We start from the raw sequence: 12,822 nt of genomic DNA on the forward strand, positions 1-12,822 counted from the left end.
GTTTTTAATCGTTTTTATGACTATTTTTGTAAGCTATCCAATGCGATAACGTTTCAAACAACTCTGTTAATACAATTGGTTTAGTAATGTGTGCATTCATACCCGCACCGAGGCTTTTTTCGCGGTCACCCGACATAGCATGGGCTGTCATTGCGATAATTGGCATTTGCTCTTTGGTATAACGTTTGCGCAGCTCTATTGAAGCGGTTAACCCGTCCATCACCGGCATCTGAATATCCATCAACACCGCATCAAACGGCTGAGAATCAATCACATCAAGCGCAACTTGTCCGTTATCAGCAATGACCACTTCATAACCTGAGCTTTTAAGGAGTTCAGAGGCTACTTGTTGGTTAATAAAGTTATCTTCGACTAATAAAATTAATCCCGAGTCTTTACTTGGCTCGTCTGCTTCAGCCACTGGCATTGCATTGAGTTTAGGTTCTTGAGCAAAGGCACTGATAATTTCATCAAATAAATCAGAGGCTTTAAATGGTTTTTGTAACACAGCATACACGGTATTTTTAGCCAATTCTGCATCTAAAGGTTCAGCAGAATACGCCGTCATCAAGATAACAATCGGACGCTTGGCTATCTCGCCTTTACTCACCATATCATCTAATGCGCTAATCACGTCGTTGCCATTCATCTCTGGCATCATCCAGTCAAGTAGCAACAAGTCAATGGGCTTTTTACGCAAAATATCTAGGGCTTTCTGACCACTATCTGCGGTATCAACGCCAAAGCTAAAATCTTTCATTAACGTCGAATACATCTGTAATGCACTTGGATTGTCATCCACCACCAAGGTCGTAAGATTATTTAATTGCTCTGGCACCACTAATGGTTCAATAACCTGTTCTTCAGCAATTTCAAAACTGATGATAAAGCTAAACGTACTGCCGACATTCATTTCTGACTCGACCTGCATGGTGCCGCCCATCATTGACACCAAATGCTTACTGATTGATAACCCTAACCCTGTGCCGCCATATTTGCGAGTGGTGGAACCGTCGGCTTGTGAAAATGCATCAAATAACATGGCTTGCTGATCTTTACTGATCCCAATACCGGTATCACGCACCCAAAACTTCATGGTAATACGGTTATCGCGTTTGGCGATGTCTTCACAGCCCAGTTCAACTTCACCGTTTTGAGTAAATTTAACGGCATTAGACAATAAGTTAACCAATACCTGACCTAAACGCAGTGGGTCGCCATTTAAAATAAGCCCTGCTGTTACCGGGGCATAAAGTAATAGTTCAACGCCCTTTTCTTGTGCTTTTATCGCATTGATATCAATAACATGGTCGAGAACTTCATCAAGTGGGAACGCCACACGTTCTAACTCTAATTTACCGGCTTCAATCTTCGAGAAGTCTAAAATGTCGTTAATAATTCGCAGCAATGACTGCGCCGAGAATCCAGCTTTATTAAGATAATCTTGTTGTTGAGGGGTCAAATTTGTACGCTGCGCTAATTGCACCATACCAATAATGGCATTCATTGGCGTACGAATTTCATGACTCATATTCGCCAAGAATTCACTCTTATACATGTTGGCTAATTCAGCATCTTGCTTGGCCTCTAACAGAGCGACTTCGTTACTTTTTTGTTTAGTAATGTCTTTGTGAGTACCCAACATACGCTTACTGCGGCCACTATCTGTAAACTCGACCGCACGACCTCGTGATAACACCCAATAATATTGTTTATTTTTACCCAGCATTCTGAATTCAATTTCGTATGTACCTTTTGGGTATTCGACATATTCATTACGGTATTGCTGCACCCGTTCACGATCGTCTGGGTGAAATAACTGATCGATGGAGGCTAATAAAGGCGGAAACTCATTCGCTTGGTAGCCAAGCATCGAATAAAACGCGGGGTTACAAATAATTTGCTCTGAATCGATATACCAATCCCACAGTCCGTCTTCTACCGCGTCCATCGCTAAATGATAACGTTGCTCTGACATCCGCAGTTGCTCTGCGGCATCGTATTCTTTGGTAATGTCACGCCATACTGAAATTAACCCCAGTAAATCGCCACGGCGGTTGTAAAACGGTAACTTAAAGGTGTCGAGTAATACCGGTTTGCCTTCAATATTTACCCGCTCCTGGTAACGTAATGAGTGTTGCTGAGCGAGCACTTTTTTGTCTTCTTCACCAATACGTTCGCCCTGTTCAGGGCTCACGACTTCAGATGAGGTTAAGCCAATAATTTCGTTTTCGCTGTAACCCAGCATGCGCTCTGCTGATTTATTGCAACCTAAGTATTTACCTTCTTTATCTTTAAACACAATGGCTTCTGGGATCGAGTCAATGAGGGAACGCAGTAAAGCATATTCACGTTCACGTCGCTCAGTGGTTTCACGTAAACGTTGAGTACGCCTCGCAACTAAGTTATCTAAGCGTTTGTTTTGCTCAGCTAAGTGGTGCGTGTATTGGCGGTTTTCTTCAAAAATACGGCTTACCAGAGCAAACCAGGGCTCCCAGCCGTGGGTGATTTTTTCAGGTGGGCGGATGGGCTCTTGCGAACAGGCTTCAAGGTGAGTTAATAATCGCGATGCTGGGCTCACAAACGCACGGCGTGTTTGCCAATGCACAATGGTTACCAGCAACGATAATGCTAATACCACCAGTAAAAAGCTCAGTTGTAACTTGTCCCATGAATCTTTAAACAAGTCGTCTTCATCTTGTAGATACAATAAACGCCATGGGGCATTATGTAAGGCAACAGAGTGAATGTAGTAACCATTACGAATGATCCCTTCGTGGGCATCAAACAGTTCAGATTCAGACAAGGAGTGCAGCGCAGCGGGAATACGCTGGCTAATGTGGAACACCTTGTTCATTTGATTAGAATCAAAATCACTGTGCGACAAAATATTGTTTTGTTAGTCCAGCAAAATAACCGTACCAGGCATTTTAAAATAGGTGCGGATTTGCTTATCTAATGACGACAAGGTCATGTCGAGGTTAATTGAACCTAAAAAATCATCTTGTAAATATACCGGTAAACCTAAGGTGGTAATTAACCCTTGGTGAGCCGAGTCAATGTAAGCTTCGCTCCAAAACACGCTGCGCTGTGGATTCATCGAAGGTGTAGAAAGTTGAAATTGTTTTTTGTTGAGTAGCTCATCTCTAAAGCGCAGGTCATTATTTTCCCAAGGGTAAAATGACATCATCCGCCGTTTTGAAATATAATAAATTGATGAGGCTTTTGGGGCGGCTTCTTTCGCTACCGGAAACGATAACGACAGTTCAAACAACATTTCAAGTTCTTGATAAAAACTCTCGGAGCGATCATTAAGCGAGCCTGCACCGGTAATTCGGCCCATATTGGTAAAAGGCACATCACTTTTGCCATAGTTTGGCTCTAGGGTAAAAAATTGGCCATCTTCGTTGAATTTTTCATATTGTGGCAGCCTGTCTTTACGCACAAACTCCCCAAGCCGAAGGTGGTCAACCGCCACATCTCGCAAACTCTTAACCGCTCGAATACTCGACTCAAGTAATAAGTCTATTTGCAATACATGCCGAGCAACTTGTTCTTCTCGTTGATAAATTTGTTGTTCTTTTTGGCGTTCAAACATCATTCCGGCCGACAACAAGGCCATGACAATCACCCCAATATAGGTGTAAAACACCGCTTGGTTATAATTGCGTTGAATGGGAGATTTTAGTTGTAAATCTGGCTCAGTCGGTTTCATTAACAACCCTTGATACAGCGGAAAATAACGCGCTGGCGAACGAATAACACCAAAAAATAGGCAATACAAAAACGAATGATGATGATATCAGGAAGATAAGCTCAAGCACATGTAATAATGATCTATTAGTGACTTGTCCAACCTCAAAACAGCACTGTAATCATAGAATAAAATACAGATATAAAAAATAAGGTCACCTAGGCAACCTTATTTGTTTACAGTTCAATGAATAAACCAAGGCAAAGTAGATTATAAATGCTCTTCAGCAAACTCCGCTAAGCGTGAACGTACCACGCCATTTAAGTAAATATTAGCACTGCCCTCAAAGTCTTTAAAACGCTCCACCATGTAAGTTAACCCCGAGGTCACAGCGGTTAGATAGGTCGAGTCTATTTGTGCTAAGTTACCGCTACAAATCAGCTTAGTCCCTTCGCCCATGCGGGTTATCATGGTTTTAATTTGTGAGGCCGTCAGGTTTTGACACTCATCTAAAATAACCACGGAATTTTGAATCGAACGCCCACGCATAAAGTTAATCGACTTAAACTGAATGTTGGCTTTTTCCATAATGTAATTAACGCTGCCAGTGGGATTAACATCGTTTTTATGGAGCACTTCAAGCGTGTCAGTAATCGCCGCTAGCCAAGGCGCCATTTTTTCTTCTTCGGTGCCGGGTAAAAAACCAATGGACTCAGCAATTTCTGGGGTATTACGTGTGACAATCACCTTGTCGTACATTTTACGTTCAACCACTAATTCTAATGCGGCCGCCATGGCGAGTAAGGTTTTACCACATCCCGCAGGCTCCAGTTAAAATAATCAACTCAATGTCAGGGTCGAGCAGCGCATCAAGCGCCATTCCCTGATATATGTTTTTAGGTTTAACGCCCCATGCTTCATGATGCATTAAACGATCACGGCCACGGTCTATGATCTCAAGATGCTTGGTGGTTTTGCTGGCCACTCTGGCGCAAAAGTCAGAACCGTCATCAATTAAATACTCATTAAGGTAAAAGTTTTCACCACCTAAGTGATCAATCGGCACCTGATGAACAGTATGCCTGCCCTTACGGTCTGTCGACACTTTGTCGACATTTTGCCAAAAGTCCCCTGGAAACTGATAAAAGCCTTTGGTTAAAAAACGAATATCATCAATAAGTTGATCGGTTCGATAATCTTCAACGAGCTCAATACCAGCGCCTTTAGCCTTTAAGCGCATATTAATGTCTTTAGTGACAAGGACTACGGTGCGTGGAGAATGAATTTTTTGTAAGTGCAGTGCGGTATTGATAATGCGGTTATCGTTATTGTCACCGGGAAGTGAGCCGATAATAAATTCAATTTGATGGTCAGGAAATATGGATAAATGGCCAGAGACTTCTGTGTGTTCTTCGCGGGTGGGTAATGCAACGCCTTTTAAAATTTGCTCCGGGGTCGTCTAGCCGCCAAGAATATCCTCCAATGCTCGTATGGCGACTCGAGCATCGCGACTCACATCGCGCTTTCGATCCTTAATACTGTCAAGTTCCTCTAATACAGTCATCGGAATAATTACGTCATGTTCTTTAAACGAATATATCGCTAAAGGTTCATGCAGTAACACGTTGGTATCCAGTACAAACAACTTTTTGTCGTTTAGTTCCATGGCGCCTCCAGTGTGCTCTCAATCAATTGATTTCAATGTATCGACTTAAACGCTTAACATAAAAGGATAATTTACTTCATTATTGAAAACAGGCAGTCATCTTTAGCATTCGACTCACCTAAAATCACTATGACATTGGCTGCCCAATAACTCAATAAAATATTCACGCCTTATTACCCATAAAAGGTTAGCAGCCCCTAAACACTATGACGTCAATGTGACACTGAAATGTCAACTTGCACTAAAAACAACCAACTGGTAGATAAATCAATGCTAGAATTTCAATCTGGATGGGATTGGTTTAACATACGCCCCCTTTTTGTTTCCCCCGCTTCAAATAGAGAATAAAAGATGCCTTTTGCTTTAGGTCAACGCTGGATTAGTGATACCGAGTCAGAGCTCGGATTAGGAACCGTCGTTCAAATTGAAGGCCGCATGGTTACGCTGCTGTTCCCTGCCACTGGAGAAAACCGGATGTTTTCTCGCAGTGAAGCTCCCTTAACTCGGGTTATTTTTAATCCTGGTGACACCGTTGAAAGTGGTGAAGGCTGGAGTATCACCATTAACGAGGTTGAAGAAAAAAACCAACTGGTGATTTACCACGGTATTCACAGTGACACTCAAGAAAACGTTAGCCTGCGCGAAACAATGCTCAGCCATAATATTCGTTTTAACAAGCCACAAGACCGCCTGTTTGCTGGGCAAATTGATCGCTTAGAACGCTTTGGTGTACGTTACCAATGCCAATTATTGCGCCATAAATTAGCCACATCTGATTTATTGGGACAACAAGGCTCACGTGTTGGTTTGATTGCCCACCAACAGTGGATTGCCCACGAAGTCGGTCGTCGTTATGCACCGCGCGTATTACTTGCCGATGAAGTCGGTTTAGGTAAAACCATTGAAGCGGGTTTGATTATTCATCAGCAGTTACTCACTGGTCGTGCTGAGCGTATTTTAGTCATTGTGCCAGACACACTGCGCCATCAATGGTTAGTTGAAATGCTGCGTCGTTTTAACCTGCGCTTTTCAGTATTTGATGAAGACCGCTGCGTTGAAGCCTATGCCGACAATGACAACCCATTCTATACCGAACAGTTAATCATTTGCTCACTTGACCTACTTCGCAAGAAAAAGCGCCTAGAACAAGCCTTAGATGCAGATTGGGACTTAATGGTAGTCGACGAAGCACATCACTTAGAATGGTCTGAAGACGCACCAAGCCGTGCTTATCAAATCGTTGAAGCCTTAAGTGAAGTGGTACCAGGCGTATTGTTATTAACCGCAACGCCAGATCAGCTCGGCCATCAAAGCCACTTTGCGCGTTTGCGCTTGCTTGATCCCGATCGTTTTTACGATTACGACGCATTTTTAGCTGAAGAGTCAAGCTATAAAGACGTCGCCGAAGCGGCCGAAGCATTAAGTAAAGACAGCAAATTGCCCGACACCGCCATCAACAGCTTAACCGAATTGCTCAGCGAAAAAGACATTGAGCCAAGCATTCGCCTAATCCAGGCAAAAGACGTTGATAGCGAGCTACAACAAGCTGCGCGCCAAGACTTATTACAAGAATTGTTAGACCGTCACGGTACGGAGCCGCGTGCTTTACCGTAACAGCCGAGCCTCAGTAAAGGGTTTCCCTAAACGTTTCTTTAATGCCTACCCGCAAGAAATGCCAGAGCAATACGTTACCGCCGAGCGGGTTAATGCCATGATGGGCAGCGCGAAAACAGCTCAGGCTAAAGCAATACAAGCCCTTAGCCCTGAAAAGCTTTACCAAGCCTTTGAAAACGACAGTGCCAGTTGGTGGAAATTTGATCCTCGAGTAGATTGGCTCATCGATTTCTTAAAAAATCATCGCAGCAAAAAAGTGCTGATTATTGCCAGCCAAGCAGAAACAGCATTAAGCCTTGAAGAAGCTCTGCGTACCCGTGAAGGTATCCAGGCCACCGTATTCCATGAAGGAATGTCAATCATCGAGCGCGACAAAGCCGGTGCTTACTTTGCCCAAGAAGAAGGCGGTGCACAGGCATTAATTTGCTCTGAAATCGGCTCTGAAGGACGTAACTTCCAGTTTGCGAGCCACCTTGTGTTGTTCGACTTACCACTCAACCCTGACTTACTTGAGCAACGTATCGGCCGTTTAGACCGTATTGGTCAGCTTAATGATATTCAAATACATTTGCCGTATTTAAGTGACACTGCACAAGAGCGTTTAATGCGTTGGTATCACGAAGGTCTTAATGCGTTTGAGTTAACTTGCCCCAGTGGTCACGTGCTATTTGGCGAATTTGCCGACGAACTTATTGACGTACTCAGCAACGATGACGAAGATGCCATGGTGCAATTACTTAACCATACTCAACATCGTTATAAAGAACTCAAGCATGCCATGGAGCAAGGCCGCGATAAGCTACTCGAAATCAACTCTCATGGTGGCGAGCGTGCTAATGCGTTAATTCAACGTTTGTCAGACAGCGACAACGACACCCATTTAATTGGTTCGGTTATTCGCTTATGGGACATTATTGGTGTTGATCAAGAAGATCGCGGTGAAAACTCGATTATTTTGCGCCCAAGTGAGCACATGATGTTCCCGACATATCCAGGTTTACATGAAGATGGTGTCACAGTGACGTTTGACCGTAACACCGCCTTGTCGCGTGACGATATTGCGTTTATTTCGCAAGAACATCCGTTAGTGCAAACCGGCTTAGATTTAATTACAGGCTCAGAAACTGGTACCACTAGCGTAGCCATTCTTAAAAACAAAGCGCTACCAGCAGGCACATTGTTTTTAGAATTGATTTACATGGCAGATGCATCAGCTCCTAAATCTACTCAGCTTTACCGTTATTTACCGCCTACGCCTATCCGTATATTGCTAGACAAAAATGGCTTAAACATGTCCGATAAAGTCGACTATGCTAGCTTTGATAAACAGCTCAGTGCGGTTAACCGACACATTGCCAGTAAGTTGGTCAATGCATCACAGCCTATTTTGCACCCGTTATTTGCTAAAGGTGAAGAGCATGCTAAGCAAGCGCTTAACGATTTAGTCACGGATGCAAGGACTAAAATGACCCTACAATTAACCGGTGAGCTTGAACGACTTGAAGCCCTAAAAGCCGTTAACCCGAACATTCGCGAAGATGAGCTAGACTATATTCGCAATCAAATGGTCGAGTTAACAGATTACATGGACAACAGCCAGTTACAGCTTGATGCAATTCGCATGGTGTTAGTGAGTCACGTTTAATCCCGGTTGCCACAGGGAAAACATATAGTACTTTGATAATGCCCTGTTTTCAGGGCATTATTGTTTTTAGATTCTCTTTAGATTGTTTGCTGGTGAGGTTTTTGTGCAAGTAAGACATGTTTGCCACATATTAATTATCGCAGTTGGGCTGTGGGCACTGATCCCTAACGCAAGTGCGCAGCAAAAGTATGCCCACTTAAACCCCAATGAAATTAAATTTGTCACTATCGACGGCAAAAAAACCGAAATATTAGTCCGTTCATGGGAAAGTAAAAAGCAATTTGGCTCAATGGTCATTATTGGAGCCGTCTGATACCGATGCTGATGCCAACGGCCTGGTTAATTACTTACGACCCACATCAATACTCGCGGCTGGGCAAGTATTACTCTAACCCCAGCCAAAGGGCTTTATCGTCCTAATTATGCCACCAAACCTGAAGATATTAGCGAAGCCGGAGATGAGCAAATGACTCTAGGCACCAATAAAAGCACCCCAAAATACACTTCAGAGCAATTACTTGAGCTGCGTAATTTTCAACAAGCGGCACTCAGCGAAACCATTAATCAGCTTGGCTCAACGTTAGGTTTATTTCCTGGTGCCAATATTTTAATTGCCATTGATGACAGTGCAGGCATGGTGACTAATTTGTTGTATGACAAAAAGATCCCCAATCCAGATGTGTTTGTAGTCGTTAATCCATATCGTGAATTTGAGTATTTGATTGATCCGCAAAGTCAGCGAAAGTCTATTGCAGAACAATTAGTGACCATGTCATTACCCATTCTAGATCTTCAATCAGGCGATGCACATCCAATTTCAATTGCAGAGGCTTCAACTAGGCTCAACTACAACCAGGTCAAACCGCCACGTTATTACCGTCAATATCAAATGAGCTTAGATTTTAGCAACCAAAGCGGCTGGGAAGAGGCGCTCAATCAAATTGAAGGCTTCTCAAGAACGGCTATTGGCCGCTAACACTGGCCTCACTTTCCTTTATTAATCACGGCAAAAGCATTACCACCAAGGTTGTCTTGATTGATAAGCTTTGTCTGGCTTTTTAGCTTGTCTTATCGCAGCGATAACGCGATTTTTCCCCATTAATAAGCGAATTTGACTCAAAGATTCACGCGCCAATAAGCTCCTCACTGTGCCAGTCCAACTTTGGTTAATACTGCGCTTAATTGCAGCGTTGGCATCTGGCGAGGTCTGCATTATTTTTTGTGCTAAAGCGAGTGCTGTCTCAAAGGGAGTTTCACTGATTTCACTAATCAGTCCAAGTTCTAGGGCTTGTGGCGCGGTCAGTATATCAGCGGTGTAAGTGAGCATTAGCGCTTTGTCTTTGGCGATAATTTGGCGTAAAGCAACAAGCCCAGCCATATCAGGAACCAAGCCCCACTTAGCCTCCATAATCGACAACTTACATTCTGGGCTGGCAATACGAACATCTGCCCCTAAGGCTATTTGAGTGCCACCGCCATAACAACACCCTTGCAATACTGCAATCACAGGAATGGGCAAACGCTGCCAACCAATAGACACTCGCTGGGCTAAATTGGCGTTACCCGGTAGCCATTTAAACAGTAATTTTGCTGCTTTACTTGGCGAACTCGCCACACTTTTAACATCTAACCCAGAACAGAAATTACCTTCAGCACCCGACAAAATAACCGCATTGACGCGTTTATCTTTAGCCAGTTGTTTAATGACTTTATCTATCGCGTTAAACATCTCATAACTGAGTGCATTAATTTTACTGGGGCGGTTTAAGCAAACATGGGCAATGCCTTGCTCAATATTGAGCGTGACTAAATCCGTTTCCATAAATAGTTTCCGTTTATCTGGTCTGTCCAGTTTTTAGATTACCATATAAGACATTGCGCCTAGTAGGAATAATATTTATTGTCAAAATAGTTACATTGGTCAAATTATTGCCACAGTTTTACAGTGAAATGATATTGTTTATGCAGAAATGATTTAGAATGACATTCGGTACAAGCTGTTGTTGCGGTTGCTAATCAGCTTTTTGATAAACCAGAATGAGAGAAAACACATATTTTATGTTACATAATTGTTTTTAATTATCCTTGATCGCCATTTTTGTTAACAATTGAGTATAATAAACAATTAAACACAAAGTACTGTAAAACAGTCTTATAATAAAGATACGTCTCGTGTCGCTCACAGTTGATTTGATGAGTGTTTCCAAAAGGCGAATTAAGGAACCCTTGGCACAATGACCATACCGATATTGATATGTGATGATTCAGCATTAGCCAGAAAACAAATGGCACGCACCCTTCCCAAAGATTGGGATGTAGAAATCAGCTACGCTGCAAATGGTGCCGAAGGCCTCGAAGTAATCCGCGCAGGCAAAGGTGAAATTGTCTTCCTCGACCTTAACATGCCCGTCATGGACGGTTATGAAGTGCTCCAAGCTGTTCAACAACAAGACTTACCTGCATTAATTATTGTGGTCTCGGGCGACATTCAAATTAAAGCCCACGAGCGAGTCAAAGCCCTAGGTGCACTCGACTTTATTCAAAAGCCCGTCAGTGCTGATGCAATCAGCAATATTCTCCAAGAGTACGGTATCCTCACCCTGACCCAAGGCCAGCAAGCCGATGACACCCCAATGGTAAAAGTAGACATGCGCGATGCATGTCAAGAAATTGCCAACGTTGCCATGGGGCGCGCAGCAGACTTACTCGCCAAGCTTCTTGATGTGTTTGTATTACTCCCCATCCCTAATGTCAACGTGTTAGAAGTCAGTGAGCTCACCATGGCATTAAAAGCCACCGAGCGTAGCTCTACAGTCTCAGGGTTATGCCAGGGTTTTATTGGCGCGGGCATTGCCGGTGAAGCGTTATTGCTCTTCCATGATTCGAGTTTTGAAGACATGGCCAAGCTCATGGGGTTAGAAAACCCAGATGACATCAATACCGAAATTGAAGTCATGATGGACACGGGCAACGTGCTAATTGGCGCTTTTTTAAATGGTATTTCAGAACAACTTGATATGAAATTCAGTCAGGCGCATCCAGTGGTGCTTGGCAGGCATTGTAGTGTCAATGAGTTGATCCACGACAATTCAGAAAAGTGGCAGCGCACACTTGCGATGGAAATTAACTATCGCATTGAAGATTACAACATTCAGTGCGACTTGTTACTGCTGTTTACTGAAGACTCAATCCCTACGCTTAACTACAAGCTTGGCTACCTACTCGACTAACGCTGGATAAAAATTATGTCTAATGACCAAAGTGCGATGAATGAACTTCACTGGCTAATTGATATGGTACAAACCATTGAAGTGGGCGCTAGTAGTGCTTGATCGCGATTATAATATTCAGCTGTGGAACGGGTTTATGGAAAACCACAGTGGCGTGTCACCTAACTCAATTAAAGGCGCCAACCTGTTCGAAAAATTTCTAGATTTACCTAGTGATTGGCTTAAACAAAAATGGAATCGGTATTTTTATTAAAAAACCGAATCCTTTATCAGCTGGGAACAGCGGCCATACGTGTTTAAATTTAAAAACTATCGTCCGGTGACGGGTCGTGCAGACTTTATGTTTCAAAACGTTACGTTATTGCCGTTGGCATCGTTAACCGGAGAAATTACCCATATCAGTATTATTGTTTATGACGTGACCGACATTGCCATCAATAAATTGCAATTAAAGTCAGCCAACGAGCAATTAGAAGAGCTGAGCCAAACTGACGGCTTAACCCAACTACACAACCGCCGTTATTGGCAAATTTGCATGGAAAAAGAGTTTGAACGTCATTCGCGCTATGGTGACACTTCCACCTTGGTGATGATTGATATCGACCACTTTAAGCAAGTTAATGACAAATACGGCCACCCAGCAGGCGACAAAGTCATTCAGCACATTGCATATTTGTTAAAACAGTCTCTACGTGAAACCGATTGCGCCGGGCGTTATGGTGGTGAAGAATTTGCCGTCGTGCTCTCTAAAACCAACGCAGAAGAAGCTTTGCACTTTACTGAGCGGTTAAGAAAACGCATTGAAGAGTCAGAAATTGCGTTTGAAAATCGTTTAATCAAAGTCACTGTAAGCTTAGGCATTAACGATTTAAGTGAGCAACTCGACAACAGTTCAAACTGGTTATCGGGAGCCGATAAAGCACTCTATATCGCCAAACAACAAGGGCGTAATAAGAGCATTGTATTCAAATAG

At 43.1% G+C, this 12,822-nt stretch carries 4 protein-coding genes and 4 pseudogenes; 5 read left to right on the forward strand and 3 right to left on the reverse strand.

The genetic code is table 11. From position 1 onward, the window contains the following. Positions 1-4: 4 nt before the first annotated feature. A pseudogene (locus N4T56_RS16645) lies at positions 5-3,715 on the reverse strand (response regulator). 249 nt (positions 3,716-3,964) lie between these two features. Next, positions 3,965-5,360, reverse strand: a pseudogene (locus N4T56_RS16650) (PhoH family protein). A gap of 351 nt (positions 5,361-5,711) precedes the next feature. On the opposite strand from N4T56_RS16650, the pseudogene rapA reads away from it, so the two are divergent. The 3 genes and pseudogenes from rapA (at position 5,712) to N4T56_RS16665 (ending at position 9,595) form a co-directional block, all read left to right on the forward strand. After that, positions 5,712-8,619, forward strand: a pseudogene (rapA, locus tag N4T56_RS16655) (RNA polymerase-associated protein RapA). Between the two features lie 103 nt (positions 8,620-8,722). Continuing rightward, positions 8,723-8,932 carry an alpha/beta hydrolase family protein gene (locus N4T56_RS16660; protein ID WP_261734004.1) on the forward strand — a complete coding sequence of 70 codons (210 nt, stop codon included), beginning with the start codon at positions 8,723-8,725 and terminating at the stop codon, positions 8,930-8,932. A 45-nt stretch (positions 8,933-8,977) separates the two neighbouring features. Continuing rightward, a complete protein-coding gene (locus N4T56_RS16665; protein WP_261734858.1) occupies positions 8,978-9,595 on the forward strand; it encodes an alpha/beta hydrolase family protein in 618 nt (205 codons plus the stop codon). 39 nt (positions 9,596-9,634) lie between these two features. Here the strand turns inward: N4T56_RS16665 and N4T56_RS16670 are convergent, their stop codons facing one another. Continuing rightward, positions 9,635-10,441, reverse strand: coding sequence for a crotonase/enoyl-CoA hydratase family protein (locus N4T56_RS16670; RefSeq protein WP_261734005.1), 807 nt, complete (start codon positions 10,439-10,441; stop codon positions 9,635-9,637). Positions 10,442-10,853: 412 nt separating this feature from the next. Between N4T56_RS16670 and N4T56_RS16675 the strand changes: the two genes are divergently transcribed. Together N4T56_RS16675 and N4T56_RS16680 are read left to right on the forward strand one after the other, a co-directional pair. Then, positions 10,854-11,849: a response regulator gene (locus tag N4T56_RS16675; RefSeq protein WP_261734006.1), complete on the forward strand. Its 996-nt coding sequence runs from the start codon at positions 10,854-10,856 to the stop codon at positions 11,847-11,849. Positions 11,850-11,864: 15 nt separating this feature from the next. Beyond that, a pseudogene (locus N4T56_RS16680) lies at positions 11,865-12,822 on the forward strand (diguanylate cyclase).

The organism is Shewanella phaeophyticola (assembly GCF_025398315.1).
Lineage (GTDB): Bacteria > Pseudomonadota > Gammaproteobacteria > Enterobacterales > Shewanellaceae > Shewanella > Shewanella phaeophyticola.

Excerpts from the sequence above, each read along its gene's own strand:
- N4T56_RS16670 (WP_261734005.1), bottom strand. The coding sequence starts at position 10,441 with ATGGAAACGGATTTAGTCACGCTCAATATTGAGCAAGGCATTGCCCAT.
- N4T56_RS16675 (WP_261734006.1), top strand. The coding sequence starts at position 10,854 with ATGACCATACCGATATTGATATGTGATGATTCAGCATTAGCCAGAAAA.